The sequence below is a fragment of the Nocardia sp. CWNU-33 genome, assembly GCF_046764895.1.
GTDB lineage: Bacteria > Actinomycetota > Actinomycetes > Mycobacteriales > Mycobacteriaceae > Nocardia.
In genome coordinates this window covers 112,366-138,252 of the sequence record NZ_JBKOQN010000016.1, presented here as the reverse complement: position 1 = coordinate 138,252, position 25,887 = coordinate 112,366, and the positions used below count along the sequence as shown (strand labels likewise).

The window sequence follows — 25,887 nt, the reverse complement described above, 5'->3', positions numbered from 1 at the left end:
CCGTCGCGCCGGATTCCTGGATTTCTGAGCGCGGTCGGAACATACTGGGATATCCCCTGGTCATTGCGGCTGAATCGGAACTAGGTGCCAGCGGGAAGCTTAGGTATCTACCACAGAGTTTTAGGTATCTATGAAAAGCGGAGGGCAGCAGCATGACGATTCTGCTCCAGGCACTCGAGCAGAGCTTCACGCCTACGACGCCGTGGGAACGACGCAGATTCACCTTCGTGAATACCGCCAAGATCGTCGGTATGCGACTGGACGGACAGTGCGGCGTGTGGCTCGACCTGTCCCGTGCCGGTGAATCACAGCGCTTGGCCCGCACACTGGATCCGCGTGACGCGATCACCTTCCTGCTCACCGCCTTCGCCAAGATCGCGGAGTGCGAGGAACGCGGCGGATCGTGGCTTATCGGGCATGACGGCGTGCGCGTCGAATCCATCGCGGCCACCAGATTCCCGCCACGCTCGAGCGAGGTCACCGACGACGAGTTACTGGCTCGCGCCTGGTTATGAGGTCCGCCCGCGGCAATTTTTTGCCGGGCGCACGATCTCCGGATTCTACGAATGTCGGTTCGCGCGGGTAGATCCGACGCCCTGCCGACATTCGGCGATGGCTGCTGCTCTCAGCGCATGGCTGCCACCCGCCCGTGCAGGCAACTGTCTACGCAGGCAAATACAACACCGTCGCCATCCGATACAACCTGCCGGTGACCACCACCGACAACGCGCATTGAACGACGTCGCCTGCACCTGCCCGTGATCGAACCTCAGCTACCGGTGGCGACCGGGCGCTTGGGGTCGTTCGACCATTGCGACCACGAACCCGGATAGAGGGCGGCCTGCACACCGGCGACCGCGAGTGCCGCAACCTGATGGGCCGCGGTGACGCCGGAACCGCAATACACGGCGACCGGCCCGGAACCGAATTGGGCGAAGCGGCTGCGCAATTCGTCCGCAGCGCGGAAGCGGCCGGCGGCATCCAGGTTTGCCGAGGTCGGCGCGCTGTGCGCGCCGGGGATATGTCCCGCCTGCGGATCGATCGGCTCCACCTCGCCGCGAAAGCGCTCGCCTGCGCGCGCATCGAGCAGCACGCCGTCCCATTTGGCCGCCGCGTCGGCGTCGATGGTCGGCAGGTGCCCTGGGCTGAGCTGCACATCGCCGGGTTCGGGATCCGGCTCGCTGCCGGCGGCGATCGCACCGCCTGCACTCGTCCACGCGGGCAGTCCGCCGTCGAGGATCCGCACATCGGCGATCCCGGCCCAGCGCAGCAGCCACCAGGCCCGCGCCGCCGCCATGCCGCCGGTCGCGTCGTAGACGACGACGGGATCACCGGTCCGCACCCCCCAGCTGCACGCACACTTCTCCAGCTGCGCGACCTCGGGGAGCGGATGACGTCCACGCGCCGGCGAAGGCGGCGCGGCCAGTTCGGTCTCCAAGTCGACGAACACTGCGCCGGGAATGTGGCCGTCGAGATAATGCTGCGGGCCGTCCGGGTCACCCAATGCCCAGCGCACATCGAGCAGGCGAACCTGCTTGTCCGCCAAGGCTTCCCGCAACTCCCCTGCCGAGATAAGTACCGCGCCCACCACAGCTCCTTGTTCGGAATCCGTACCCTCGAGCACCGACTTTTCCCACCCTACGCAGTTGCGGGCGGCGGTGTCCGCGCGGATCGAAAGTACTCGGCGGTAGTACCGATCTGCCCCGCATCCGTAGTCTTGCCCACATCGCGGCCGGAATTCAGTCCAGTTCCGGACCACTGGCTGGTGACATGCGGTGGCGGGTGACGGCAGTATCCCGGAGATGCCCCAGGTTTCCCCGGCGTCCGAAACGACCGATCCGATGCCGGATTCAACGATGCCGCACGAACCTGCGGCACTTCCCGGATCAACGCTTTCGCCGGACCCGACCGACTCATATGAGCACCCAGCGCCGAGTTCGAGCGTTTCACCGGAGCCGACGATGCCGACCGCTTCGAGCGTGTCACCCGAGCCGACCAGTTCGAGCGTTTCACCCGAGCCGATCGGGTGGCCCGAGGCCGAGGGAGGGTCCACTGAAACAGGGCTCGCACACCCGCTCGGGGCCGGGGTGGTCACGGCTCTGGTCGGGTTCACCAGTTCGTTCGCGGTCGTGCTCGGTGGTTTGACCGCAGTCGGGGCCACCTCGGCGCAGGCGGCGTCGGGACTGCTCGCGATCTGTGTCACCCAAGCCGTCGGCATGATGTTGCTGAGCTATCGGTATCGAATGCCGATCACGCTGGCGTGGTCGACGCCGGGGGCCGCGCTGCTCGCGAGCACCGGCGCGGTGGCGGGCGGCTGGGCCGCGGCGGTCGGCGCGTTCGCCCTCGCCGGTGTGCTGATCGTGATCACGGGGTTGTGGCAGCGGCTCGGCCGGCTGGTTGCCGCGATTCCGGTGGAGATCGCACAGGCCATGCTGGCGGGGGTGCTCTTGCCCCTGTGCCTGGCTCCCGTGAAAGCGGTGCAGACCAGTCCGGCGGTGGTGGTTCCGGTGATCGTTGTCTGGCTGGTGCTGCAACGCGTGGCCAAGCGGTGGGCGGTGATCGCAGCGTTCGCTACCGCGGCCGTGGGTGCGGGGATCAGCATCACGGTGCAGCACAAGCACCTCGATCTCGCCGCGATGGCGCCCTCGATCGAACTGACACTGCCGCACTGGAATTGGCAGGCGATGATCGGCGTCGCGATCCCGCTCTACATCGTCACCATGGCCTCGCAGAACCTTCCCGGCATCGCGGTGATGAGTTCCTTCGGCTACAAAGTGCCATGGCGCGCGGCCATGAGCGTGACCGGCATCGGCACCATCCTCGGCGCTCCCGCCGGCGGCCACGCGATCAACCTGGCCGCGATCAGCGCCGCCCTGTCGGCCGCACCCGCGGCGCACCCGGACCCCAAACGACGCTGGATCGTGGCCTTCACCGCGGGCGTCACCTACCTGATCCTCGCGCTCGGCTCGGCCGCACTGGTCACCCTGATCGCGACCGCACCGAAGGGCACCCTGGAAACCGTTGCGGGCCTGGCTCTGCTTGCCACCCTGGCCGCGGCATTGGCAGGCGCACTGAAGTCGGAGCAGCACCGCGAAGCAGGCGTTGTCACCTTCTTGATCGCTGCGTCCGGCGTCGGCTTCCTCGGCATCGGCGCGGCCTTCTGGGCGCTGATCGCCGGACTGGTGGTCCGGCAGGTCCTCACCCGCCGCACGGCTCGGTCCTGAACCCTCAGCGTGCGGATGCGGCGCCGACCACTGCGAGCGCCGAAGTGACTGTGTCCGTGAGGTTTTCGATCACGGGCACCCCATAACGCCGCGCGGTCGACACCAGGTAGCGGTTGCGCTCCGGGTTCGGGCAATCCGGCGGACACCCGAGGACGACCCGGCCCGAGCGGGCATACAGGCCGAACTCCACGTTGGTCGTGAAGCCCGGCAGCCGCCGAATATCCCGCGGGATCCAGAACAGGATCGCGCTGGCGCTGTCGAGTCCGGCGACCTCCCAGTCGACCTGATCGTCGTAGTCCGATTCCCGCAGCCCGCCCCCGGTTTCCGGAGCAAGCACCAGCAGCGGTCCAGGACCTTGCCAGTGCGCTTCGATGGCGGCTATGGCAGCCGGACGCCAGGAAGGCGTGTCGGCGTCCCGTGGCGTCGGACCGGCGAGGAACACACTCGGCCCGGCCGGGATGGGCTCGCGCGCCCAGATCACAGTGACTCGGTCGTTCATGCGCGTTCCGCCTCCATGCCTTACTTTCGGGGACCGGTCCTATGAGACCACAGACCTGATCAGCGAGCGGGTAAGTGGTTGCGGCTCAGGCGGAGACGGGCACCGGGTCGGATTTCGCGGTCGGTACGCCGCCGGTGAGCAGATCCGTCCGAAACGCGGCAGCATGCCGAGCACCACCAGGATTACCCCCGCTCGTCCCGGTGACGTGGCGGCCGTGCACCCGTTGCATCGGCGAATGTGTGACTACATGCGGCCGAGGAGAGTGAGCGGGTCCTCGAGAAGACCCGCGACGGTCGCGAGGAATCGGGAGGCGAGCTCACCGTCGATCATGCGGTGATCGAAGCTGATGCCGAGGGTGGTGACCCAGCGGACAGCCACCTCGTCGCGCAACACCCAGGGCCGCTTGCGGATCGAGCCGAGGCACAGGATCGCCGCCTCACCGGGATTGACCAGCGGTACCCCGATATCGACACCGAACACTCCGACATTGGTGATGGTGAAGGTGCCGCCACGCAGATCGGTGGGCGTCGCGCTGCCCGACCGGGCCGTTTCGGCCAGCCAGCCGATCTCCTGGCACAGCTCGCGCAGACTCAGTGCCTGAGCTTCCTTGAGATTGGGCACCAGCAGGCCGCGGTCGGTGGCTACCGCGATGCCCAGATTCACATAGTGCTTGGTGACGATCTCCTGCTTCGCTTCGTCCCACCATGCATTGATATCGGGGAATTCCGCGAGGGCGGCGAGAACGGACTTGGCGATCAGCGCGAGCGGAGTCAGCGTCAGCCCCTGGAACGACTTCGTGGTGCGCAAGTGGTCGAGCAACTCCATCGATGCGGTGAAGTCGAGGCTGACGAAGGTGCTCGCCTGCGGGATGGTGCGAGCGCTCGCGACCATGGCCGCCGCGGTGCGCTTGCGGATGCCGCTGATCGGGGTGCGTTCCTCGCGGGCGGCGGGCCGGATCAGGCCGCCGTGCTGATCGCTGTCCGACCGCGGAGCCGCCGCTGCCCGAGCCGGGGCGCGGGTGGCCGCCGGGCGCGGCTGGGAGACCGGGACGGCGTCGCGGACATCCTCGACGGTCACCGCGCCGTCAGGTCCGGAACCCGCGACATACCAGAGGTCTATCCCGAGTTCGCGGGCGAGCCTGCGGGCCGCTGGTGTCGCCGCGGCTCGGGCGGTCTGCGGCACCGGTGCGACCGTATTATCCTGCGGCGCATCGGGTTCCACTGCGGCCGGAGCAGGCCTGCGGCGACGGGAAGCTGTCTCCCCTTCGGGACCGTAGCCGACGAGCACGGCGGTGCGTCCGGTGCCGTTCGCCGAACTGTCCGGCACCGAGTTGTCTTGTTCTGCGGCGGTCGGCGCGGGGGCATCCGCCTCGGTGCGCACGCGGATCAGTGGCGCGCCCACCAGCACGGTGTCGCCCGGCTGGGCGAGCAGCTCGACGACCGTCCCCGCGAACGGCGACGGCAACGCGACGACGGCCTTGGCAGTCTCGACCTCCGCGATCGTCTGATTCAACTCCACCGTGTCGCCGATGCCCACCGACCAGGACACCAGTTCGGCGTCCGCGAGCCCTTCGCCGAGGTCGGGTAGCCGGAATTCCAGATCTGCCACGGAGGCACCTCTCACTGAGCGGGCGAGGTCAGGCGGCGAGCGAGCGATCGACCGCCGCCAGGATGCGGTCGGGGTCGGGCAGGTGGTGCTTTTCGAGCTTAGCCGGGGGGTAGGGGATGTCGAACCCGCCGACGCGCAATACCGGCGCCTCCAGGTGATAGAAACAGCGCTCGGTGATGCGCGCGGCGATTTCGGCGCCGAGCCCCGCGAAAACCGGCGCCTCGTGCACCACGACCAGCCGGCCGGTCTTGGTGACCGACGCCTCGATGGTGTCGAAGTCGATCGGCGAGAGGCTGCGCAAATCGATTACCTCGAGCGAATGCCCCTCCTCGGCAGCGATTTTCGCCGCGGTCAGCGCGGTCCCCACGGTGCCGCCGTAGGCGACAACAGTCACGTCGGCGCCGAGTACGCACACTCGCGCCCGGTCCAGCGGGATGTCGTCGATCGCAGCGAAGTCGACGTCGGCCTTGTCCCAGTAGCGCCGCTTGGGTTCGAAGAAGATCACCGGGTCGTCCAGCGCGATCGCCTGGCGGATCATGAGATACGCATCGGCCGGGTTGCTCGGTGTCACCACCCGCAGTCCGGCGGTGTGCGCGAAATAGGCCTCCGGCGACTCCGAATGGTGTTCCACCGAACCGATCCCGCCGCCGAACGGAATGCGAATCGTGAGGGGCGCGATCACCTTGCCCTGTGTCCGAAAGTGAATCTTGGCAACATGCGAGACGATCTGGTCGAACGCCGGATACACGAAGCCGTCGAACTGGATCTCGCAGACCGGCCGAAAGCCGCGCAGCGCCATGCCGAAAGCCGTTCCGATGATGCCGGATTCGGCGAGCGGAGTGTCAACGACGCGGTTGTTGCCGAAGTCCTTTTGCAAGGTGTCGGTCACCCGGAACACGCCCCCGAGGTGGCCGATGTCCTCGCCCATCAGCACGACCTTCGGGTCGTCTTCCAGCGCCCGCCGCAACCCGGCGTTGAGGGCGGCCGCGAAGGTGGTGATCATGAGTGGACTCCTTCCTGGTGCACCGCAGCATCGCCGGGATCGCCGGCCAGATACTGCGCGTACTCGCTCCGCTCCTGAGTGATCAGCGGATGCGGGGTGGCATAGACGTGCTCGAACAGCTCCATCGGCGCCGGATCGGGCATATCGATCGTTGCGGATCGCACTTGATGCGCGACCTCGTCGGCATGGGCGGCAACTCGCCGCTCGAATGCCTCGTCCCACAGCGACTCCCGTTCCAGCAGCTTGCGCAGCCGGTCGATCGGATCGCGGCGCTTCCACTCCTCGGTCTCGGCGGCGGAGCGGTAGCGGGTGGGATCGTCGGCGGTGGTGTGCGGGCCGATTCGATAGGTGATGGCCTCGATGAACGACGGGCCGCCGCCCGACCTGGCCCGTGCGATGGCCTGCCTGGTCACCGCCAGCACCGCGAGCACATCGTTGCCGTCGACCTGGAGTCCGGGAATGCCGTAACCGTAGGCGCGGCGCGCGATCGGCGTCGCGCTCTGGATGCGCACCGGGGAGCTGATCGCCCAGTGGTTGTTCTGGCAGAAGAACACCACCGCCGCGCTCCAGCTCGCGGCGAAGCCGAGCGCCTCGGCGAGATCGCCCTGGCTCGTTGCACCGTCGCCGAAATAGGCGATGGTCGCGATTTCCGCGCCCTCGAGGTGGGCGGCGTAGGCGTAGCCGGTCGCGTGCAGACCCTGTGAGCCGACGATGATGTTCGGGTTGGTCATGTTCACTGCGTGCGGATCCCAGCACGAGTGCGCGACGCCGCGCCACAGCCGGGTCAGTTCGGTGGGATGGACGCCGCGGCAGTAGGCGACGGCATGCTCGCGGTAGCTGCAGAACGCGTAGTCGTCGGGGTGCAGTGCGCGCGCCGAGCCGATCTGGGCGGCCTCCTGGCCGAGCATCGGGGCCCACAGTCCGAGTTGGCCCTGGCGTTGCAGTGCGGTGGCCTCGATATCGATCCTGCGGGTGACGACCAGATCTTCGTACAGGTCGCGCAGCTGCTCGGGCCCGATATCGGCGACCAGCGCGGCATACTCCCTGTCGAACACGCGACGGCCGTCGGGCTGGATCAATTGGATGGGATACGCAGACTTGTCTGGCATCGTGATCGCCTCCTCACCACGGGCGCCGAGCGCGTGTGTCCTATATCACTCAGCATGCCTCAGATGTCGATCTGCGCAAGCGTTCGACACACGAGTGAGCAGAATGCCCAATTCGAGCGGGGCAAGCAATGTCATACTGCGTTGTATGTCCAGTAGAGAACCCGTCGACACCACCCTGGACGCCACCGATGCGCGGCTGCTGCTGGAGCTCGTCGCCAATCCACGCGCGACCGGTGTGGAGCTGGCCACCCGGCTCGGGCTGTCCCGCAATACCGTGCAGGCTCGGCTGTCGCGCTGGGAGGCGAGCGGTGTGCTCGGCAGCTTCGAGCGGCGGGTCCACGCGCGAGCTCTCGGCTATCCGCTGTCGGCCTTCGTCGCGGTCGTCGTCGATCAGCACCAGCTGGATTCAGTGGTCGACGAACTTGCCGAGGTGCCGGAGGTGACCGAGGTGTGCGGCATGACCGGGCCGACCGACCTGACCGTCCGGGTGGTCGCCCAGGACGCGGACGACCTGTACCGGATCGCCGGGCAAATCCTGAAGATCCCCGGCGTGGAACGGACCAATATGGCCTTGGTGATGCGGGAATTGGTCGGGCCGCGTACCGCTCCGCTGCTCGACCGGCTGGCCGGGTCGGGCTCCTACCCGCGGTCGGCGCTGGAACCCGGCATCCGTCCGTAACGACGACGCGCCCGGGTGACGCAGTGGGACAGCGCCGAGGCGTGGCGGGCGGCCCGGGACGAATCCCGCTTTCCAGCAGCGCCTTGCCGCGGCGCCGACCTACGCCACCGCCAATCCCGCGCTGTACGAGGTGGTCGCCGAGTTCTAGGGTGCGGGCATGGAGATTTCGGGCAAGGTTGCGATCGTCACCGGTGCAGGTGCGGGCATCGGGGCTGCGCTGGGGCGAGGGCTGGCCGCGAACGGTGCGCGGGTGGTGCTCGCCGACCTGGATACGGACGCCGTCGCGGGCGTCGCCGATTCGATCGGCGCGAGCGCGGTGGCGGTCGGCGGCGATGTTGCCGACGAGCAGACGATCCAGGGGTTGATCGATCGCGCCGCCGCCGAATTCGGCCCGGTGGACCTGTATTTCGCCAACGCCGGAATCGGCGGCGGACCAGGGCTCGACAGCACCGATGCGCAGTGGTCGGCCGCGCTGGAAGTCAATGTGCTCGCCCATGTGCGGGCCGCGCGACTGCTGATGCCCGGCTGGCTGGAGCGCGGCAGCGGCTATTTCGTCAGCACCGCGTCGGCGGCCGGACTACTCACCCAAATCGGCTCCGCACCCTATTCGGTGACCAAGCACGCCGCCGTCGGCTTCGCCGAATGGTTGTCGGTCACCTACGGAGACAAAGGGATCCGTGTCAGCTGCGTATGCCCGATGGGCGTCGACACCCAGCTACTCCGCGGCGGGCTCATCCCCGAAGACGCCGCCGCCGGCGAACTCGCCATCAAAGCCGTCACCACCGCAGGTGCCGTGCTGACACCCGAGCAGGTCGCCGAGGTCATCCTCGCAGGCGTCGACGCCGAACACTTCCTGATCCTCCCCCACCCCGAGGTCCTGAAAATGTACCGCCACAAGGGCGCCGACTACGACCGCTGGCTCGAAGGCATGCGCCGCTTCCAATCCGCCCTACAGAGCTAGCCGGTATCGAGGGCAGTCGAATGGCGCCCCCGGAGACCTGCCCCAACCACCATTTCACTACCGCCGATAACCTGACGGCCCGCGCCTGCCGGGAGGCCTACTCGGTGACGAGCGTGGCGGCAGCAGTGCGGATGACCTCGGGAATCTCTACCGGTTTGCGGGTCTCGGCGTCGACGTAGACATGCACGAAGCTGCCCGTGGCGGCAAGCTCGAGAGCGTCGCCGTCTTCGCGGAAGATCGCCAGGTCGTAGGTGATGCTGGAGCGCCCGAGCCGGGAAATGCGCAAGCCGACCTGGAGTCGGTCGGGAAAGCTCAGCGACCCGAGGTACTGGCAGGAAGTCTGGGCGACCACACCGAGCGCGGGCAGCTCCCGAATATCGGTGCCGGTGGCCTGAATCAGCCACGCATTGACCGCAGTGTCGAAATACGAGTAGTACGTCACGTTGTTCACGTGCCCGTAGTGGTCGTTATCGGCCCACCGGGTCGGCACCGGCCAAAGGACTGGATACTGCTGCGTCACCCAGCCGACGATAGCTCAGCCGGGGTCGCGCCCTGACGGTGGTCGCGAGGGCTGACGCCGAAGTGGCGTTTGAACGCGGTGCTCAGCGCGAAGGCGCTGCCGTAGCCAACTTGGCGGGCGATCGATTCGATGGTGGCGTCGGACTCCTGGAGATAGTCGGCGGCGAGTGCGAGACGCCATTCGGTGAGGAATGCCATCGGCGGTTCGCCGACCAGGTCGGTGAAGCGGCGAGCCAGTGCGGCTCGTGAGACGCCGACCGCCTCGGCCAGGCTGGCGACCGTCCAACCGTGCGCCGGGTTGTGTTGCAGGAGCCGCAGCGCCTTGCCGACCAGCGGGTCGCTGTAGGCGTGGTACCACGCGGGTGCGTCGTTGCGGGCGAACCAGGCGCGCAGCGCGGTGATCAGGACCAGGTCCAGCAATCGGTCCAGGACCGCGGTCTGGGCGGGCTCGTCCTTGGCGGCTTCGTCGACGAGCAGGTCGAGCAGCCGGTTGTCGAGATCGCCGCGCGACAGTACGACGACGGGCGGCAGGGCACGCAGTAGGCGCTGGCTGGCCGCACCCGCGGACTCATAGGTGCCGGTCACCATGGCGGTCGTGCCGTCCGCATCGGTTCCCCATTGACGCGTGCCGAGACTCAAAGTCTCGCACAGGATTTCACCGTCGGGAGTCTTGGTGACATTGCCGGGATCGATATAGATCTGCGGTTCGGTGGCGGGGTCGTCGGCGAGTGTGTAGTGGTCGGGTCCTCGGAATATGGCGACATCACCCGCACTCAGCTTCCGGGGCGCGGCAGCCTTTCTACCCGGCTCGGTCATCACCCACGCGGTGCCCCGGATCATCGAGACCACCGTCAGCGGGGCCTGGTCTTGAATACGCAGCGACCACGGCGGGTCGAGCAGCGAGCACATGACGAACGCACCTCTGGCGCGTGGACCTTCGAGCAGACTGGCGAGCGCATCCACACGACAACAGTAGACGAATACACATGATCATGAGCCGCTGAACTATGTCCCGTCTCGCGCTCGGCCGATGTACTCGAACCATGACAAACAGCACCGCTCACCAGCACCTCATCCTCGTAACCGGCGGCACGGGCAAGACCGGCAGCCGCATCGTGACCCGACTGCGTGCGGCCGGTCATCCGGTCCGGATCGGCTCCCGCACCGCGGATGTTCCGTTCGATTGGGAAGACCGCGCCACCTGGACTCCGGCATTGACCGGTGTCGACGCGGTGTACATCGCCTACCAGCCCGACCTCGCCGTACCCGGCGCACCGGTGGCCATTCGCTCGTTCGCCACCGCGGCCAGGGCCGCCGGCGTCAGAAAGCTCGTGCTGCTGTCCGGCCGCGGCGAACCGGAGGCACTGGAATGCGAGCAGATCGTGCAGGATTCCCGCCTCGACTGGACCGTTGTGCGCTGCAGCTTCTTCGCCCAGAACTTCAGCGAGGGCGCCTTCACCGACTATGTACTCGCCGGTGAGGTCGCGCTGCCCAACGGTGACGTTCCCGAGCCGTTCGTGCACGCCGACGATATTGCCGACGTGGCTGTCGCCGCGCTCACCGAGGACGGGCACAAGGGCGAGGTCTACGAGCTGACCGGACCGCGCGCGCTGACCTTCGCGGAGGCCGTCGCCGAGATCGCGGCGGCGACCGAGCGCGAGATCGCCTATATCCCGCTGTCCCGGACCGATTTCATTGCGGCACTGACCGAATACCAAGTTCCCGCCGATGTGGTCAGCCTGCTCGACTACCTGTTCGGCACGGTGCTGGACGGCAGGAACTCCGCAACCACGGACGGCGTGCACCGCGCGCTCGGCAGGCAGCCGAAGGATTTCTCCGAGTACGTCCGGGATGCGGCGGTCTCCGGGGTCTGGAACACACCGGGCCAGTAGGGAATTGGGAAGTCGGTTACCGGGTGGGCGGACGGCGCGATCCATCCACCCGGACCGTAGCGAGCCGACAGTGTCTGGTTCCGACCGGGCTCTACAGCCTGGGCGCGGCGAGTGTGTTGTTGTGGGAACAGCCCGCGACCACGGCCGCGACGCGACCGCTCGCCCCTCGGAACTATCGTCGGTACCGTCGAATCGGTGACAACCTCGACGATCGACCCTGCGACCCGTATCGCTCGTGTCGCAGTATTCGTAGTGTTCGCACTGAACGGTTTCCTGCTGGCCATGTGGGTGGTCCACATTCCGGCCGTCACCGATCACACCGGCGTTTCGAAGTCGACGCTTGGCATGTTCATCCTGCTGATGGCAGGCACGGGCATCGTCGGCATGCGGATCGCCGGCCCGCTCGCGGACCGCTTCGGCAGTCGCACCCTGGTCGGTGTAGCCGCGGCCATCGCGTCGGTCGCGGTGCTCGGCCCCGGCCTTGCCAACGGCCCTGTCACGCTGGCTATTGCGCTGGCCTGCTTCGGTTTCGGCAACGGAGCGCTGGACGTGTCGATGAATACCCAAGCGGTACACGTGGAACGCAGCTATGGACGTCCGATCATGTCCGCATTCCACGCGTTGTTCTCCGGCGGCGGACTCCTCGGATCACTGATCGGTGCGGCGGCATTGCGCGCAGGTTGGGACGCGCGACCGACCTTGACGCTCGCGGCGATCGCCGGCTTGATCGTCACCGCCGCGGTTGTCCCGCAACTGCTCCGCGATACCCGATCCGAATCGAGGACTCCCGAACCGTCCACCGCACCGCCCGACGGCGGCAGCCGAACGGACCCGATCGACGGTCCCGGAGCGCAGGCTGGGCAGCAGCCCAGTCGTGCAGATCAGCGCCGAAAGGTGCTGGCGCTGGCAGCTATAGCCTTCGGCGTGCTGCTCGCCGAGGGCGTGGCCAACGACTGGAGCACGCTGCAGATGCGCGAGCACCTCGGTGTCGACGAGGCCACCGCGGCGCTGGCCTACAGCGCCTTCTCGATCACCATGACCGCGGGCCGATTCACCGCGGACCGCATCAGCGGCGCGTTCGGCCGTGTCACGTTGGTCCGCTACGGCAGCGCACTCGCCGCCCTCGGCATGGGCCTGATCATGGTGTCCGGCTGGGTGCCGCTGTCCTTGCTCGGCTGGGCGATCGCCGGACTCGGCCTGTCCGGCACCGTCCCCCAAATCTTCACCGCGGCAGGCAATCTCGGTACCGACACCGCCGCCACCGACATGTCCCGCGTCTTCAGCCTCGGCTACTTCGGCCTGCTCGCCGGCCCCGCGGTGATCGGCTGGCTCACCGCCCTGGTGCCCCTCACGGTCGCGATGGCCGTCCCATTCATCGCGGTACTCCTATGCTGCCGCTACGCGGGTGTTGTTGCTCCGCAACGGAACTGAGTGCATCGGCGACAACCTGGCCGGTCACCCGAGAGCTGTCGGTCGAGCAAGCGCGGCCAGCTCCCGCCACTGCGGCAGTGGCAATACCGAGGGATCTGTCGAAAGCACTTGCAGGCATACGTGATCGGCCCCCGCGTCCAGATGTCCGCGCACCCGGTCGGCGATCGTGTCCACATCGCCGTACGCCACGATCGCGTCGACGAGGCGTGAGCTCGGGCCGCCCAGGATGTCCGCGTCACCGAAACCCAGCCGCCGGACATTGGCCACCTGGTGTGGCGCCGAATCGAGATAGCCCGCGATATGCGCCTGGGCGACCGCACGGGCCCGCATCCGATCGGTGTCGAGGACGACGACCTGCTCGACGCCGAGGAACGCATCCGACCCGATGATCCGCCGCGCCTCAGCGGTGTGCTCTACGGGCGCGTGGTACGGGTGCGCGCCCCAGGTACGTTCGGCCGCCAACGCCAGCATCTTGGGCCCCAAAGCGGCGAGTACCCGTCGCGGCGGCGGGTCGGGTGTCGGCCCGTACTGCGGAACAGCATCCATCGCGTCGAGATATCCGCGCATCAGCGCCAACGGTTGGCCGCCCGAGGGAATCGTGTATCCGCCGGCGTCGATCGAACGCCCACCGACCCGCTGGCCGCCGAGCCCGAGCAGGTATCGGCCGGGAAACGCCTCGCCGAGCGCGCGCTCGGCGGTGGCCAGCGCCATCGGATCACGCAGTGCCACATTGGCTATGCCCGCGGCGATCACCATCTTTTCGGTCGCACCGAGCAACAGCCACGCCTGCCCCACGGTGTCACGGCCGAACGCTTCGCCGAACCAGAGGGCCCCGTAGCCCAGTTCCTCGATCTCCGCGGCGGCGTCTCGGACCAGTCCCGCCGGTTGCCCGTCGAAGGCGAAGGTCCAGATACCAACCCTGCCGAGTGCCCGTTCCACCATCATCGTCTCCTACACAATCAAACGGAGAGGTTCTCCATTTACTGCACGGTACGATACGGAGAACTTCTCCGAATCACCAGGGGTGTGCATGCGAGTCGACGCACAACGGAACTACGAGCGGGTGCTCGCCGCGGCAGGCCGCGCGTTCGCCGAAGAGGGCCCCGAGGCATCGCTCAACGACATCGCCCGCCGCGCCGGGGTCGGCCCAGGAACCCTCTACCGGCACTTCCCCAACCGCCAGACGCTGCAGGCGGCCGTGCTGCGCGAGCGGATCGACACGCTGTGCGGATACGCCGAGGAACTGAGTTCGAGCGAGCCGACCTCCGCGCTCACCAGCTGGCTGCGCGCCCTGCTGATCCATGCCCGCACCGATCACGGCCTCGGCGGCGCGGTCCTGGCCGGGCCGGTCGAGCTGGGCTTCGACTGCCAGCTGGCCATCCACCAGGCCGGTGCGGTATTGCTTGCCAAGGCCGAGGCAGCCGGTGGAATCCGCACGGATGTCACCATCGACGATGTGATCCAGCTGATTGCGGGCATCGCCTTGGCGGCCCGGCACAGCACCGACCCCGACCAACCCGATCGACTACTCCAGCTCGTACTGGACGCACTGCGGCGACCGCGCGAATAGTGTTGCGCCGCAGCCGGCGGCGACCTCGGTATGTTCGTGGCATGTTCGACAACAACAGACTCGAGCGCAAGATCGAACGGCTCGAACGCAAGCTCGATCTGATCATGAAGCATCTGGGCATCCCCGACCCTGCCGCGACGCTCGGAAACACCGAGATCGATGAACTCATCCTGCAGGGCAAGAAGATCCAGGCCATCAAGCGCTATCGGGAACTCGACCCGAGCGCCGGGTTGAAGGAAGCCAAGGAGGCGGTCGAGGCGCGCGAACACCAGCTCCGGCACCGCTGACGCCGCAGCAAAGTCCATGACGCCGGGAAAGCCCGTCTCCGCGAACGGAAACGGGCTTTCCCGATCCCGGTGCGGCCTGAGAGAGCTTGTGCACCAGGGGTTCGGAGCAGTGCGAATGCTGCGCTTTTGCCGTCTTTACAGCGCCTTCAGTTCCTCGGTCACCGCGCCGACGGACTTCTTGGCGTCGCCGAAAAGCATGGAGGTGGTATCGGCGTAGAACAGCGGATTGTCGATACCGGCGAAACCGGAGTTCATCGAACGCTTGAGCACGATGACGCTCTTGGCCTGGTCGACATTCAGCACCGGCATGCCGTAGATCGGCGAGGACGAGTCCTCCCGCGCAGCCGGGTTGGTGACATCGTTCGCACCGATCACAAGGGCGACATCGGTACGGCCGAATTCGCCGTTGATGTCGTCCATTTCCTTCATGGCGTCATACGAGACTTCAGCCTCCGCCAGGAGCACGTTCATGTGGCCGGGCATGCGTCCCGCCACCGGATGGATGGCGTACTTGACTTCGACGCCCTTGGCCTCGAGCAGCTCCGCCATCTCCTTGACCGCGTGCTGCGCCTGGGCGACGGCCATACCGTAACCGGGCACCACGATGACCTGGTTGGCATACGCCATCTGGATCGCGGCATCGGCGGCCGAGGTGGCCTTGGCCTGCTTGGCCTCGCCGTCGCCACTCGCGCCCGGAGCCGTTGCGCCGCCACCGAATCCACCGGCGACGATGGCCGGGATGGACCGGTTCATCGCCTTGGCCATCAGGTTGGTGAGGATGGTGCCGGACGCGCCGACGATCATGCCCGCCACGATCATCGCGGTGTTGTTCAGCGCGAGACCCGCTGCGGCAGCCGACAATCCGGTGAGCGCGTTGAGCAGCGAGATGACCACGGGCATGTCCGCGCCACCGATCGGGAGCACGACCGCGAGGCCGAGCACGCCGGCGAGCACGAGCAGCGCGATCATCCACAGCTGCGACACACCGTCATCGGTGGCGCCGATACCGATCACCACGGCCGCCGTGATCGCGCCGAGCAGCAGCAACAGGTTCAGCGGTTGCTGAAGCTTGCCGAGGCCGATCGGACGGCCGGGCAGAATCTCCTGCAGCTTGCCGAAGGCGATCAGCGAGCCCCAGAACGAGATCGAGCCGATGATCGCCGCGAACAGCGAACCGACCACGATGTGCACGGTCGGCTCTTCATCGAAGCTCGAAAAGCCTTGGCTGTTGATAAATTCCGACCACGCGATCAGCGCGACCGTGCCACCGCCGACACCGTTGAACGCGGCGACCAACTGCGGCATCGCGGTCATTTTGGTGAACTTCGCGGGCGGCACACCGAGGGCGATACCGACCACGAGCCCGGCGATGATCAAGATCCAGTTACTGGTGTGGCGTACCGAGATCAGGGTCGCGACAACCGCAATGAACATGCCGACCGCGGCGATCAGGTTGCCGCGCACCGCGGTCTTCGGACCGGTCAGGCCCATCAGTCCGTAGATGAACATGCCGAAGGCCACGATGTAGAGGCCGTTGACCAGGTAGGTCACATTGTCGAAGGTGTGCATCACTTATCCGCCTTTACCGGCGCAGAGTCCCCGGGTCGCTCCGCAGGCTGCGCTCCCGCGGCCTTCTTGCCCTTGAACATGCCGAGCATCCGGTCGGTGACCACGAAACCACCGATGACGTTCAGCGTTCCGAACACGACGGCGACGAACAGAATGATCTGCGTCAGGATCGAGGGATCGGCCACATTGCCGAGGGTGACCAGCGCACCGAGCACGACGATGCCGTGAATGGCGTTGGTGCCCGACATGAGTGGGGTGTGCAGAGTATTGGGCACCTTGGAGATGACGGCGAAACCGACGAACCCGGACAGCACCAGGATCGCGATGTTCGCGAGCAGTTCGGTGTACATCAGGCATCACCCTCACGTGTCACGCAGGAATCGGCGAGCACCTGATCGTGGAAGTCGGGCGCGAGCTTGCCGTCGACCAGCATCAGTTCCAGCAGTGCCGCAATGTTCTTCGAGTACAGCTCGCTGGCGTGCTCGGGCATGGTGGCGGGCAGGTTCAGCGGTGAGGCGATGGTGACCTCGTGGGTGACCACAACCTCACCCGGCTCGGTGAGCTCGCAGTTGCCGCCGGTCTCACCGGCCAGGTCGACGATCACGCTGCCAGGCTTCATGCCCTCGACTGCCGCGGCGGTGACCAGGCGCGGTGCCGGGCGGCCGGGCACGAGCGCGGTGGTGATCACCACGTCGAAGCCCTTGATGGCGTCTTCCAAAGCCTGCTGCTGGGTGGCCTTTTCCTCGTCGGTGAGCTCGCGGGCGTACCCGCCTTCACCGGCGGCGTCGATGCCGAGGTCGAGCCACTGCGCACCGACCGAGCGCACCTGATCGGCGACCTCGGGCCGCACGTCGTAGCCGGTGGTGCGGCCGCCGAGGCGCTTGGCCGTGGCCAGCGCCTGCAGTCCGGCGACACCGACGCCGAGCACCAGCACGGTTGCGGGCTTCACGGTGCCCGCCGCGGTGGTGAGCATCGGAAAGAAGCGCGTCGATTCCGACGCCGCGAGCAGCACAGCCTTATAACCGGCGACGTTGGCCTGCGAGGACAGCGCATCCATCACCTGGGCACGCGAGATGCGCGGGATGGCCTCGACCGCGAAGGCCTGCACCCCAGCGGACTTCAGCGCACCGATCTGGTTCTCGGCGTTGCGCGGGGCGAGGAAGCCGATGAGGGTCTGTCCGCTGGACAGCTTCCCCACCTCGGCGTCGCTCGGCGGGGCCACCTTCACGACCACCTCGGCCGACCACGGGTCGCCGATCGTCGCGCCTGCCTCGACATAGGCGGCGTCGGGAATGAGCGCGCCAAGACCGGCGCCCGATTCGACCACCACGTCCACGCCGTGCTTGCGCAGGCTGGGGATAATCTTCGGCACCAATGCGACACGCCGTTCGCCCGCGTTAGACTCGCGAACGACTCCGACCCGCGCGCCACGTGGCGACTGATCGCCTACGCTCTGCGTTGTCTCCACTTGTCAGACTTCCTTCTCGTGCTGAGCTTCAAGCAACCGGACGACGGCCGGACGATGTTACTTCAGAGTAAGTTCGTCCAAATCCTCGCAACTGTACCCGGCTCGCGGTGAGCGTAGCTGAGATGCCCGTCACATATTGTTGCCGGATTCCACCGGTTTGCCGGTTTCGGGGTGTTGGGGCGGACATGGTCGGTACCTCCGGCACTGGCGATTGATCAGGACTTACCGCGCTCTGATAGTTGTCGCCGCAGGTGAACGCGACAAGACCGTACATAGAAGTCCTTTACTTACCCCGAGGTTCGAGAACTGGTCAGCAGCTCGACACACCGACCGACAGTGACGTGCATCACGCCGAATGCCGCATTCGGGGTATGCCGCGCTCGTCGTACGCCGTATGGTCGGCGATGTGAACGACTGCGTCTTCTGCCGCATCGCGGCGGGCGAAGCCCCGGCGACGAAGGTCTACGAGGACGACACACTGTGCGCCTTCCTCGACATCCGTCCCATCGCCCGCGGCCACACGCTGGTGATCCCGAAGCGCCACGCCACCGAGCTGGAGGACCTGGACGCCGAGCTCGGCGCACACATCTTCCGGGCCGGACACCGCCTGGCCCTGGCGATTCGCCGCAGCAGCCTGGCCGCCGACGGCGCCAATCTCGTCCTCAACGACGGCACCGCGGCCTTCCAAACCGTGCCGCATGTGCATCTGCACGTGATACCGCGCAGACACGGCGACAAGCTGCGCTTCGCGGCCGGACTGCTACTGCGCCGACCGCATGACCCCGCGACCACCGCCGTGGCCATCCAGGGCGGGATCGCGGCACTGGACAACGCAGAAGAGCCGAGCACCGACGAGGCAGCGCCGACCGGCCGCGCCGAGAAAGGACCACAACGATGACCGACCCGACCCTGGACCGGACCGAGCTGATCGGCACGCTGTCCGACCAGTGGGATGCCATCGCGACGCTGGTCTCGGATCTCGACGACGACCGCTGGCGTACACCGTCTGCGCTGCCGGGCTGGACGGTGTTCGATGTGGTCGCCCATGTCATCGGCACCGAATCGTGGCTGCTCGGCGAGCGCCCGCCCGCGCACGATCCGACCAGGGAGAAGACCGACGTGCGCGCGCTCCCCTACGTGCGCAACGAGACCGCCGTCCTCAATGAGATCTGGGTCGACCGGTTGCGCCCGCTGTCGGGTCCCCGGCTGCTCGGGCTCTACCACCATGTCATCGACCGCAGGCGCGCGGCGCTCGCGGCGCTCGGCGACCCCGAATGGCAGGCCGAAACCCCCTCCCCGATCGGCCAGGTCAGCTACAGCCGTTTCATGCGGGTGCGGCTGTTCGACTGCTGGATGCACGAATTCGATATCGCCGACGCGCTCGGCGTGTCCGTCGAGGAGGGCGGCAGGCGCGGCGAACTGGCGTTCGCAGAGTTCGCCGGTGCGATCCCGCGAGTGGTCGTCAAGCGCGGCAAGGCACAGGACGGTGCGCGGATCACCTTCGAGCTGACCGGCCCGCTGGCCAGGACGCTGCACATCCAGGTGGCGGGCCGGGCGGCGTACGTGGACGCGTTCGACACCCCCGCGGACGTCGAGATCCGCTTGGACTCCGGGCTTTTCGTCCGCCTCGGCGGCGGAAGGACCACCGCCGACAAGCACCTCGACGCGATCGCCATCAGCGGCGACGAACAGCTCGGCGGGCAACTGGTGCACAATCTGGCCTTCACGCTCTGAGACGCGGTGCGACTGTTCCTGTCGAGCTACCGATTCGGGGCGCACTACGACCGGCTCGCCGAGCTCGTCGGCAAGCCGGGCCGGGTTGCGGTGATTCCCAACGCCTGTGATGCCTGGCCCGCGGCATGGGCGGGCGCGGTCACCAGCGACACGGTGCCGCTACGCAAGCTGGGCTATACGCCGGAGACGCTCGACCTGCGCGATTACGTCGGACGCGCAACGGAATTGGAGCGGACGCTGGCCGAATACCCACTGGTGTGGGTACGCGGCGGCAATACTTTTGTGCTGCGCGCCCAATTCGCCCGCAGCGGAGCCGATCTGGCGCTGCGGAAGTTACTGGCCGCCGACGCGCTCGTGTACGCGGGATACAGCGCGGGGGCGTGCATCATGGCCCCGGATCTGCACGGCCTCGACGAGATGGACGATCCCGCCGAAGTGGCACCGACCTGCGGTGTCGAACCCCGGTGGGACGGTATGGGATTGGTCGATCGCCGGATCGTGCCGCACATCGACTCCGCGACGGACCCGGACGGTTACGGCAACCGGCTCGCCGCGCGCTACCGGGCCGAGGGCACTGCGCACTGGGCGCTCGCCGATGACGATGTCGTAGTTATCGATGGCGACAAGACCGAGGTGCTGCGCTAGTTGGACGTTAGGGCGCCTCCGTGCGGCGGAACACCACCCAGCGCATTGCGCTGTACATATAGACCGCTTCGCAACCACCTGCCAGCAGCCTCGACAGGTGGTACTCGAGGCCGAGGGCGGTCAGCCCACTGCCGACACCGAGGATGAACGCGACGTAGTTGATCGCGACAACCACCGTATACACCACCGCCTGCCTGCCGACCGGTGCATGCGAATGGAAATTGAAGGTGCGATTGAGCACGAAGCTCAATCCGAAGGCGCACACGTAGGCCACCGTCACCGACAGCCAGACCGGAAGCCCCCACCAACCGTGGAACACCGTCAGCAACACCAGGTCGACGCCGAAGGTGCAGCCGTTGATCAGCGCGAAGCCGAGGAAGGTCGGGGCGACAAGACCATCCAGGCCCCAGGGCAGGCGCACGACAACGGCCACGCACCAGCGGGTGAACCTATCGGCAACGGTGTCGGTGGTCGTGGCAAGGCCTGGCACGCCGCCAGCATGGCAGCGGCAGGTGTCCACGAAGTGATCGCCGGGCAAACCGGCAGGTCGAACGGCCGCAATCAGCCGATCTGGGTGAGCGGAGGCCGGCGGTCGAGCGCCGACCACGCGGCCAGACAGCGCTTGCGAGTCACGTCGTCGGCCTCCTCCAGCAGTGCGTCGAGCAGGACGAGCGGGTCTTGCCGCCATTGCTCGGCGACGGTCTTCAACGCCGCTTTGCCGAAGACCCCGGAACGATCCAGCGCGGTGAGCCATTCGCCGAACTGGCCGGCATGGATTCGGCTCAGCACGCTGGCATCGATGCCACCGTCGACGAACTCGTGCGAGAACATCGCCGCGACCAGCTCGCGGTAGTCCGGTGAAACGACCTGCATCAGTGCCTCCTCCAAACGCCCAACGCTCCCTCGCCTGGATTCTTACCACCACTGGGCCCGAGCACCACTCCCCACCGGCGAGGGCACCACCGCTAGCCGGCCCGGCCCGAGCCGATGCGCAGGTCTGCCCGGCACGGCGCGGGCCGCAAACCCGGCCGGCCGAAGATGCCGCGCGCTGCCTGAGCGCACGGCGCCGGGTCCGGCCACGGTCGAGCAGATACCGTGACCTGTGTGGAACTGGATGACCTGATCGCTCGGCTGCCCGACGGTGCGGTGCTTACCGACGCCGATCTGCTCGAAGGCTATCGACAGGACTGGGCGCGCGAGCCCGATGCCGGCGTTCCGCTGGCCGTCGTGCGCGCCACCAGCACCGACGATGTCGCCGCGACGCTGCGTTTCGCACACGAGCACAAGATCGCGGTGGTCCCGCGCGGCGCCGGGTCCGGACTATCCGGCGGCGCGACGGCCGTCGAGGGTGGCATCGTGCTGAGCACCGAGCGCATGCGTGCCATCGCCATCGACCCGGTCACCCGCACCGCGGTGGTGCAGCCCGGACTGCTCAATGCCGAGGTCAAGCGCGCGGTCGCCGAGGAAGGACTGTGGTATCCACCGGACCCCTCATCGTTCGAGATATGTTCGATCGGCGGCAACGCCGCCACCAACGCCGGTGGTCTGTGCTGCGTGAAGTACGGCGTGACAACCGATTACGTGCTCGGCATGGAGGTGGTGCTCGCCGACGGCACCGTAGTGCGTCTGGGTGGTCCCCGACTCAAGGACTCGGCCGGACTGTCGCTGACCAAATTGTTCGTCGGCAGCGAGGGCACCCTCGGCGTGATCACCGAACTGACACTGCGGCTGCTGCCCGCGCAACCGCCGCAGAGCACAGTGGTCGCCTCGTTCGCGACGCTGACCGCCGCCACCGACGCCATTCTCGGCATCACCGGAAAGCTGCGGCCATCCATGCTCGAGTTCATGGACGCGGTGGCGATCAACGCGGTCGAGGACGAGATGCGGATGGGATTGGACCGCAACGCGGCGGCCCTGCTGGTCGCGCGCTCGGACGCACCGGGCGAATTCGCCCGCCACGAGGCCGAAATCATGGTGGCCGTGTGCCAGCAGGCGGGCGCCACCGAGGTCTTCCACACCGAGGACCCCGAGGAGGGCGAAGCCTTCACCGCCGCACGACGTTTCGCCATTCCGGCGGTGGAGAAGCTGGGACCGCTGCTGCTGGAGGACGTCGGAGTGCCGCTGCCGCGCCTCGGTGACCTGATCAACGGCGTCGCGGCGATCGCGGCACACAACGACGTGATCATCTCGGTGATCGCGCACGCGGGCGATGGCAACACCCACCCGCTGATCGTGCACGACCCGACCGACGCCGCCATGACCGAACGCGCACACCGCGCCTTCGGCGAGATCATGAATCTGGCGATCGCGCTCGGCGGCACCATCACCGGCGAGCACGGAGTCGGCAGGCTGAAGAAGGCGTGGCTGCCCGATCAGCTCGGCCCCGACGTGATGGCGCTGACCCGGCGTATCAAGGACGCGCTCGACCCGCATGGCATTCTCAATCCCGGCTCGATTCTGTAGACCAGGCCAGACCCACACCACAGCCGCAGGAACATTCCCGGCCGAGAAGGAGTTTCACCAGATCATGACCACCAGGCTCGAGCACAACGCCGCCGATACCCGCTTCGAGATCTATATCGACGACACCCTCGCCGGGTACGCCGACTACGCCGAGGCCGAGGACACCAAGGTCCGCGACTTCCACCACACCATGACCTTCCCCGAATTCCGCGGCCGCGGCGTGGCCGCCCAGGTGGTCGAGTACGCGCTGAACGAGTCGCGCGATGCGGGCTTCACGGTCATCCCCACCTGCTGGTATGTCGAGAAGTACATCGCCGAGCATCGCGAATACGCCGACCTGGTCGCCTAGTTCCCGGCGCGCCCGACGGCCGACGCCTACTCCCCGCATATACCCCGCGAGGATCGGACCGATCACCTCGAGGCCCTGCGGGCTGTACCGGGCCGCACGCCCGGCCAGCGGACCGGCGGCCAGTTTGCCGTCCGCAACACCGGGTGATTGCAGGCCGTAGATGCCGCGACCTCCGGGCCCGCACCCGATTCGATCAGTCCGTGTGCCAAGCGATTCGACAGTCGGTCCAGTTCCCCGTAGGTCAGCGTGCGAGCACCACACACCACCGCAGAGGCTGCTGGACCGGCCGCGCGCTGCCCGGTGTCGAGCACATCGGACAGCAATCGCAGTGTGGGAACCTCCGGCCCGTGCACGCCATTGTGCAGCCGCCGCTCATCGTCGAGGAAATATTCGAGGTCCCGCACCGCCGTCTCCGAGTCGGCGGAGCCGAGCCGATCTACCAGTGCGGCCGCCGCGATCGAAGATCCGAGCGTCATAGCAGTTTCTCCGGTCAGGAGGCCGGACTCGGCCCAGTGGACACGGACTTGCCGTTGGCCCTGCCATTGGTCCTGCTGTCCGACGCCCCGCTGGACGTCACTGTCCGGTCCGTTGCCGGCCGGTCCACTACCGTCGTGCTGCCGTCGGATCCGGCGGCAGGCGCTGCCTCGAACTGGCACGTCAGGACATCGGTGCTCGAACTTGCGGTCAACCGGCTCACCACCGTCTCCCGCACGTAGGCGGGCAGCGCGGGCGCGAACTTATTGACGTAGGCAGCCATCCACTCCGGCCGCTCCAGCAGGAACGGAAAATCGGTGGCCACCATGCTGCGCACGACAAATATCGGAATCGGAGCGTCGAGCGGGCGGTTCCCGTTCCACAGGCCGGGCTGGTCGCATCCCGGATAGAACTGCCCGAGCATCGTGCCGCGTTCGACGAATGCCGACCTGAGCTCGTCGTGCAGGTCATCGATCAGGGCGTAGTCCCGCACGTCCGGCAGCACGATGAGCAGCGTGCGCAGCACCGCCGCGGGGCCTTCGGTGGGCGGCAGGGTGGGGAGCAGCTCCATCGCTTCCAATAGCACCGATCGAACGAACGACGGCCGCGGCAGCGTGCCGGATATTCGGCCGACCCACATCAGATCGCTGCGGAAGGATGGCCCGACAGAGGGGCACACCGGGCCGTCGCGACCGGGCTCAGGATGCGTCACGGTCAAATGACCTTGTGCCCAGGTCTTGACGACGTCCATGGTGGACCTCGCGAACGGGCATGCAATTTCGCCAGTGGACAGCTGGATCCAATTCATCCCCGACCGCGGTCCGATAACGATCTTTGTCATAAGTTCACCTCCTCACGTCACGAGGTCCAGTCTGCACCTTTCCTACAAGTTTTTACTAGGTATTGGATACAAAAAATTTCCGAGACACCGGGGACGCGTAATCAAGTGAAAGAACCGATAACGCCGCTCGGACCTGCGGCGATATAGATAGATGGCGCCTTTCCGCCAGCGCGACCAAAGATCGCGAGTGTTCAAGCGCAAATCAGCGCGACCGGTCCGAATTCAGTTTCGAACTATCTGTGCTCCGAATATGTTTCAAATAGCTCTTGCCGAGGATACAAGTCGACAACCGATCGGCGTCGAAATTATTTCGATGGGGGATCATGTCCCGAAAAACAGGGCGGCCCGAGGCCAACGCCCCGGGCCACTCCCAATGAATGCGGCTACTCAGCCACGCAGCAGCGCGCGCGACATCACGACGCGCTGGATCTGGTTGGTGCCCTCATAGATTTGCGTAATCTTGGCGTCGCGCATCATCCGCTCGACCGGGAAGTCGGTGGTGTAGCCCGCGCCGCCGAAGAGCTGAACGGCGTTGGTGGTGACCTCCATGGCCACGTCGGAGGCGAAGCACTTGGCAGCCGCGGAGATGAAGCCGAGGTTCTTCTCACCACGCTCGGCGCGGGCGGCCGAGGTGTAGACCATGAGGCGGGCTGCCTCGATCTTCATCGCCATGTCAGCGAGCATGAACTGGGTGTTCTGGAAGTCGGCGATAGCGGTGCCGAACTGCTTGCGGTCCTTGGTGTAGGCGATCGCGGCGTCCAGAGCGCCCTGCGCGAGGCCGACGGCCTGCGCGCCGATGGTGGGACGGGTGTGATCGAGAGTCTGCAGCGCGGTCTTGAAGCCGGTGCCCGGCTCGCCGACGATGCGGTCACCCGGCACCCGGCAGTTCTCGAAGTACAACTCCGCGGTGGGCGAGCCCTTGATGCCGAGCTTGTGCTCGAGCGGGCCGACCACGAAGCCCTCGTCGTCCTTGTGCACCAGGAATGCCGAGATGCCGTTGGCGCCCTTGTCCGCGTCGGTGACCGCCATGACGGTGTACCAGGAAGACTTGCCGCCGTTCGTGATCCAACACTTGGAGCCGTTGAGCACCCAGTCGTCGCCGTCCTGCTTGGCACGGGTGCGCATGCTCGCGGCATCGGAGCCCGCCTCACGCTCCGACAGCGCATAGGAGGCCATCTCGCCATCGACGATGTCCGACAGCACCTTCTGCTTGAGTTCCTCGGAACCGTTGAGGATCAAGCCCATGGTTCCGAGCTTGTTGACGGCCGGGATCAGCGACGACGAACCACAAACGCGCGCAACCTCTTCGATCACGATGCAGGTCGCGACTGAGTCCGCACCCTGGCCGCCGTAGGCCTCCGGCACGTGCACCGCATTGAAGCCCGAGGCGTTGAGCGCGGTCAGTGCCTCCTCGGGGAAGCGGGAGTTGGCATCGACATCCTTGGCGTACGGGGCGATTTCCTTCTCCGCGAGCCCACGGATGGCCGCGCGCAGCTCGTCGTGGAAGTCCTCGAGCTTGAACAGGTCGAAATCGGGGTTTCCCGCCATGGGGCACACTCCTG

General features: G+C 66.9%; 29 protein-coding genes. 13 read left to right on the top strand and 16 right to left on the bottom strand.

What is annotated here, in order from left to right:
• Positions 1 to 152 precede the first annotated feature (152 nt).
• Positions 153 to 515 (top strand): hypothetical protein, encoded by a 363-nt coding sequence (locus ACLMAL_RS22355; RefSeq protein WP_412000847.1) that lies wholly within the window; start codon positions 153 to 155, stop codon positions 513 to 515.
• Between the two features lie 254 nt (positions 516 to 769).
• Here the strand turns inward: ACLMAL_RS22355 and ACLMAL_RS22350 are convergent, their stop codons facing one another.
• A complete protein-coding gene (locus ACLMAL_RS22350) occupies positions 770 to 1,588 on the bottom strand; it encodes a sulfurtransferase (RefSeq protein ID WP_412000846.1) in 819 nt (272 codons plus the stop codon).
• Between the two features lie 373 nt (positions 1,589 to 1,961).
• Between ACLMAL_RS22350 and ACLMAL_RS22345 the strand changes: the two genes are divergently transcribed.
• The gene (locus ACLMAL_RS22345; RefSeq protein ID WP_412000845.1) at positions 1,962 to 3,224 is read left to right on the top strand and encodes a benzoate/H(+) symporter BenE family transporter; all 1,263 of its coding nucleotides are present in this window, start codon (positions 1,962 to 1,964) and stop codon (positions 3,222 to 3,224) included.
• A gap of 4 nt (positions 3,225 to 3,228) precedes the next feature.
• Here ACLMAL_RS22345 and ACLMAL_RS22340 read toward each other — a convergent pair whose 3' ends face one another.
• The 4 genes from ACLMAL_RS22340 to pdhA form a co-directional block, all read right to left on the bottom strand.
• Positions 3,229 to 3,723, bottom strand: coding sequence for a nucleoside 2-deoxyribosyltransferase domain-containing protein (locus tag ACLMAL_RS22340; protein WP_412000844.1), 495 nt, complete (start codon positions 3,721 to 3,723; stop codon positions 3,229 to 3,231).
• Between the two features lie 243 nt (positions 3,724 to 3,966).
• Positions 3,967 to 5,331 (bottom strand): dihydrolipoamide acetyltransferase family protein, encoded by a 1,365-nt coding sequence (locus tag ACLMAL_RS22335; RefSeq protein ID WP_412000843.1) that lies wholly within the window; start codon positions 5,329 to 5,331, stop codon positions 3,967 to 3,969.
• A gap of 28 nt (positions 5,332 to 5,359) precedes the next feature.
• A complete protein-coding gene (locus ACLMAL_RS22330; RefSeq protein ID WP_412000842.1) occupies positions 5,360 to 6,334 on the bottom strand; it encodes an alpha-ketoacid dehydrogenase subunit beta in 975 nt (324 codons plus the stop codon).
• Entirely contained in the window at positions 6,331 to 7,443 is a 1,113-nt protein-coding gene (gene pdhA / locus ACLMAL_RS22325; RefSeq protein WP_328409769.1) for a pyruvate dehydrogenase (acetyl-transferring) E1 component subunit alpha, read from the bottom strand. Before pdhA ends, ACLMAL_RS22330 begins: the two co-directional genes overlap by 4 nt.
• Positions 7,444 to 7,588: 145 nt before the next feature.
• On the opposite strand from pdhA, the gene ACLMAL_RS22320 reads away from it, so the two are divergent.
• Together ACLMAL_RS22320 and ACLMAL_RS22315 are read left to right on the top strand one after the other, a co-directional pair.
• Positions 7,589 to 8,122, top strand: a complete 534-nt coding sequence (locus ACLMAL_RS22320; RefSeq protein ID WP_412000841.1) for an Lrp/AsnC family transcriptional regulator — start codon at positions 7,589 to 7,591, stop codon at positions 8,120 to 8,122.
• Positions 8,123 to 8,279: 157 nt separating this feature from the next.
• Positions 8,280 to 9,083, top strand: a complete 804-nt coding sequence (locus ACLMAL_RS22315) for an SDR family oxidoreductase (RefSeq protein ID WP_412000840.1) — start codon at positions 8,280 to 8,282, stop codon at positions 9,081 to 9,083.
• A gap of 97 nt (positions 9,084 to 9,180) precedes the next feature.
• Here ACLMAL_RS22315 and ACLMAL_RS22310 read toward each other — a convergent pair whose 3' ends face one another.
• Together ACLMAL_RS22310 and ACLMAL_RS22305 are read right to left on the bottom strand one after the other, a co-directional pair.
• A complete protein-coding gene (locus ACLMAL_RS22310; protein ID WP_412000839.1) occupies positions 9,181 to 9,603 on the bottom strand; it encodes an acyl-CoA thioesterase in 423 nt (140 codons plus the stop codon).
• A complete protein-coding gene (locus tag ACLMAL_RS22305) occupies positions 9,600 to 10,565 on the bottom strand; it encodes an AraC family transcriptional regulator (protein WP_412000838.1) in 966 nt (321 codons plus the stop codon). Before ACLMAL_RS22305 ends, ACLMAL_RS22310 begins: the two co-directional genes overlap by 4 nt.
• An 80-nt stretch (positions 10,566 to 10,645) precedes the next feature.
• On the opposite strand from ACLMAL_RS22305, the gene ACLMAL_RS22300 reads away from it, so the two are divergent.
• Entirely contained in the window at positions 10,646 to 11,494 is an 849-nt protein-coding gene (locus ACLMAL_RS22300) for an SDR family oxidoreductase (protein ID WP_412000837.1), read from the top strand.
• A 195-nt stretch (positions 11,495 to 11,689) separates the two neighbouring features.
• The gene (locus ACLMAL_RS22295) at positions 11,690 to 12,925 is read left to right on the top strand and encodes an MFS transporter (protein ID WP_412000836.1); all 1,236 of its coding nucleotides are present in this window, start codon (positions 11,690 to 11,692) and stop codon (positions 12,923 to 12,925) included.
• A gap of 24 nt (positions 12,926 to 12,949) precedes the next feature.
• Here ACLMAL_RS22295 and ACLMAL_RS22290 read toward each other — a convergent pair whose 3' ends face one another.
• The gene (locus tag ACLMAL_RS22290; protein WP_412000835.1) at positions 12,950 to 13,867 is read right to left on the bottom strand and encodes a TIGR03620 family F420-dependent LLM class oxidoreductase; all 918 of its coding nucleotides are present in this window, start codon (positions 13,865 to 13,867) and stop codon (positions 12,950 to 12,952) included.
• 88 nt (positions 13,868 to 13,955) lie between these two features.
• On the opposite strand from ACLMAL_RS22290, the gene ACLMAL_RS22285 reads away from it, so the two are divergent.
• Together ACLMAL_RS22285 and ACLMAL_RS22280 are read left to right on the top strand one after the other, a co-directional pair.
• On the top strand, positions 13,956 to 14,495 hold the full coding sequence (locus tag ACLMAL_RS22285) for a TetR/AcrR family transcriptional regulator (protein WP_412000834.1): 540 nt from the start codon (positions 13,956 to 13,958) through the stop codon (positions 14,493 to 14,495).
• Between the two features lie 41 nt (positions 14,496 to 14,536).
• Complete coding sequence (locus ACLMAL_RS22280; RefSeq protein ID WP_328409751.1) at positions 14,537 to 14,782, top strand: hypothetical protein; 246 nt, start codon at positions 14,537 to 14,539, stop codon at positions 14,780 to 14,782.
• A gap of 135 nt (positions 14,783 to 14,917) precedes the next feature.
• Here the strand turns inward: ACLMAL_RS22280 and ACLMAL_RS22275 are convergent, their stop codons facing one another.
• Genes ACLMAL_RS22275 through ACLMAL_RS22265 form a run of 3 tightly spaced genes read right to left on the bottom strand, consistent with a single transcriptional unit; the run spans position 14,918 to position 17,819 of the window.
• Positions 14,918 to 16,351 carry an NAD(P)(+) transhydrogenase (Re/Si-specific) subunit beta gene (locus ACLMAL_RS22275; RefSeq protein ID WP_412000878.1) on the bottom strand — a complete coding sequence of 478 codons (1,434 nt, stop codon included), beginning with the start codon at positions 16,349 to 16,351 and terminating at the stop codon, positions 14,918 to 14,920.
• Positions 16,351 to 16,701 (bottom strand): NAD(P) transhydrogenase subunit alpha, encoded by a 351-nt coding sequence (locus ACLMAL_RS22270; RefSeq protein WP_412000833.1) that lies wholly within the window; start codon positions 16,699 to 16,701, stop codon positions 16,351 to 16,353. The genes ACLMAL_RS22275 and ACLMAL_RS22270 overlap by 1 nt, the downstream gene beginning before the upstream one ends.
• Positions 16,701 to 17,819 carry a Re/Si-specific NAD(P)(+) transhydrogenase subunit alpha gene (locus ACLMAL_RS22265; protein WP_412000832.1) on the bottom strand — a complete coding sequence of 373 codons (1,119 nt, stop codon included), beginning with the start codon at positions 17,817 to 17,819 and terminating at the stop codon, positions 16,701 to 16,703. The genes ACLMAL_RS22270 and ACLMAL_RS22265 overlap by 1 nt, the downstream gene beginning before the upstream one ends.
• Before the next feature lie 406 nt (positions 17,820 to 18,225).
• Here ACLMAL_RS22265 and ACLMAL_RS22260 point away from each other — a divergent pair, with 406 nt between their 5' ends.
• The 3 genes from ACLMAL_RS22260 to ACLMAL_RS22250 are packed head-to-tail and all read left to right on the top strand — an operon-like array spanning position 18,226 to position 20,198.
• Positions 18,226 to 18,717 carry an HIT family protein gene (locus ACLMAL_RS22260; RefSeq protein WP_412000831.1) on the top strand — a complete coding sequence of 164 codons (492 nt, stop codon included), beginning with the start codon at positions 18,226 to 18,228 and terminating at the stop codon, positions 18,715 to 18,717.
• A complete protein-coding gene (locus ACLMAL_RS22255; RefSeq protein WP_412000830.1) occupies positions 18,714 to 19,553 on the top strand; it encodes a maleylpyruvate isomerase family mycothiol-dependent enzyme in 840 nt (279 codons plus the stop codon). Before ACLMAL_RS22260 ends, ACLMAL_RS22255 begins: the two co-directional genes overlap by 4 nt.
• A 6-nt stretch (positions 19,554 to 19,559) precedes the next feature.
• Positions 19,560 to 20,198, top strand: a complete 639-nt coding sequence (locus tag ACLMAL_RS22250) for a Type 1 glutamine amidotransferase-like domain-containing protein (protein ID WP_328409743.1) — start codon at positions 19,560 to 19,562, stop codon at positions 20,196 to 20,198.
• 7 nt (positions 20,199 to 20,205) lie between these two features.
• Here ACLMAL_RS22250 and ACLMAL_RS22245 read toward each other — a convergent pair whose 3' ends face one another.
• Positions 20,206 to 20,688, bottom strand: coding sequence for a GtrA family protein (locus ACLMAL_RS22245; RefSeq protein WP_412000829.1), 483 nt, complete (start codon positions 20,686 to 20,688; stop codon positions 20,206 to 20,208).
• A 71-nt stretch (positions 20,689 to 20,759) separates the two neighbouring features.
• On the bottom strand, positions 20,760 to 21,071 hold the full coding sequence (locus ACLMAL_RS22240) for a hypothetical protein (protein WP_412000828.1): 312 nt from the start codon (positions 21,069 to 21,071) through the stop codon (positions 20,760 to 20,762).
• 231 nt (positions 21,072 to 21,302) lie between these two features.
• Between ACLMAL_RS22240 and ACLMAL_RS22235 the strand changes: the two genes are divergently transcribed.
• A complete protein-coding gene (locus ACLMAL_RS22235) occupies positions 21,303 to 22,661 on the top strand; it encodes an FAD-binding oxidoreductase (RefSeq protein ID WP_412000827.1) in 1,359 nt (452 codons plus the stop codon).
• Positions 22,662 to 22,722: 61 nt separating this feature from the next.
• On the top strand, positions 22,723 to 23,010 hold the full coding sequence (locus ACLMAL_RS22230) for a GNAT family N-acetyltransferase (protein WP_412000877.1): 288 nt from the start codon (positions 22,723 to 22,725) through the stop codon (positions 23,008 to 23,010).
• Positions 23,011 to 23,072: 62 nt separating this feature from the next.
• Here the strand turns inward: ACLMAL_RS22230 and ACLMAL_RS22225 are convergent, their stop codons facing one another.
• From ACLMAL_RS22225 to ACLMAL_RS22215, 3 genes are all read right to left on the bottom strand, one after another.
• Entirely contained in the window at positions 23,073 to 23,486 is a 414-nt protein-coding gene (locus ACLMAL_RS22225) for a hypothetical protein (protein ID WP_412000826.1), read from the bottom strand.
• Between the two features lie 14 nt (positions 23,487 to 23,500).
• The gene (locus tag ACLMAL_RS22220) at positions 23,501 to 24,325 is read right to left on the bottom strand and encodes a DUF6875 domain-containing protein (protein WP_412000825.1); all 825 of its coding nucleotides are present in this window, start codon (positions 24,323 to 24,325) and stop codon (positions 23,501 to 23,503) included.
• Positions 24,326 to 24,712: 387 nt separating this feature from the next.
• Complete coding sequence (locus tag ACLMAL_RS22215) at positions 24,713 to 25,873, bottom strand: acyl-CoA dehydrogenase (RefSeq protein WP_412000824.1); 1,161 nt, start codon at positions 25,871 to 25,873, stop codon at positions 24,713 to 24,715.
• Between the last annotated feature and the right edge of the window lie 14 nt (positions 25,874 to 25,887).

Bases quoted from the DNA above. Each gene is read 5' to 3' on its own strand.
- ACLMAL_RS22270 (WP_412000833.1), bottom strand. From the start codon at position 16,701: ATGTACACCGAACTGCTCGCGAACATCGCGATCCTGGTGCTGTCCGGG.
- ACLMAL_RS22280 (WP_328409751.1), top strand. From the start codon at position 14,537: ATGTTCGACAACAACAGACTCGAGCGCAAGATCGAACGGCTCGAACGC.
- ACLMAL_RS22315 (WP_412000840.1), top strand. From the start codon at position 8,280: ATGGAGATTTCGGGCAAGGTTGCGATCGTCACCGGTGCAGGTGCGGGC.
- ACLMAL_RS22240 (WP_412000828.1), bottom strand. From the start codon at position 21,071: ATGCAGGTCGTTTCACCGGACTACCGCGAGCTGGTCGCGGCGATGTTC.
- ACLMAL_RS22330 (WP_412000842.1), bottom strand. From the start codon at position 6,334: ATGATCACCACCTTCGCGGCCGCCCTCAACGCCGGGTTGCGGCGGGCG.
- ACLMAL_RS22355 (WP_412000847.1), top strand. From the start codon at position 153: ATGACGATTCTGCTCCAGGCACTCGAGCAGAGCTTCACGCCTACGACG.
- ACLMAL_RS22215 (WP_412000824.1), bottom strand. From the start codon at position 25,873: ATGGCGGGAAACCCCGATTTCGACCTGTTCAAGCTCGAGGACTTCCAC.
- ACLMAL_RS22255 (WP_412000830.1), top strand. From the start codon at position 18,714: ATGACCGACCCGACCCTGGACCGGACCGAGCTGATCGGCACGCTGTCC.
- ACLMAL_RS22345 (WP_412000845.1), top strand. From the start codon at position 1,962: ATGCCGACCGCTTCGAGCGTGTCACCCGAGCCGACCAGTTCGAGCGTT.
- ACLMAL_RS22320 (WP_412000841.1), top strand. From the start codon at position 7,589: ATGTCCAGTAGAGAACCCGTCGACACCACCCTGGACGCCACCGATGCG.
- ACLMAL_RS22225 (WP_412000826.1), bottom strand. From the start codon at position 23,486: ATGACGCTCGGATCTTCGATCGCGGCGGCCGCACTGGTAGATCGGCTC.
- ACLMAL_RS22220 (WP_412000825.1), bottom strand. From the start codon at position 24,325: ATGACAAAGATCGTTATCGGACCGCGGTCGGGGATGAATTGGATCCAG.
- ACLMAL_RS22300 (WP_412000837.1), top strand. From the start codon at position 10,646: ATGACAAACAGCACCGCTCACCAGCACCTCATCCTCGTAACCGGCGGC.
- ACLMAL_RS22285 (WP_412000834.1), top strand. From the start codon at position 13,956: ATGCGAGTCGACGCACAACGGAACTACGAGCGGGTGCTCGCCGCGGCA.
- ACLMAL_RS22290 (WP_412000835.1), bottom strand. From the start codon at position 13,867: ATGGTGGAACGGGCACTCGGCAGGGTTGGTATCTGGACCTTCGCCTTC.
- pdhA (WP_328409769.1), bottom strand. From the start codon at position 7,443: ATGCCAGACAAGTCTGCGTATCCCATCCAATTGATCCAGCCCGACGGC.
- ACLMAL_RS22340 (WP_412000844.1), bottom strand. From the start codon at position 3,723: ATGAACGACCGAGTCACTGTGATCTGGGCGCGCGAGCCCATCCCGGCC.
- ACLMAL_RS22275 (WP_412000878.1), bottom strand. From the start codon at position 16,351: ATGCACACCTTCGACAATGTGACCTACCTGGTCAACGGCCTCTACATC.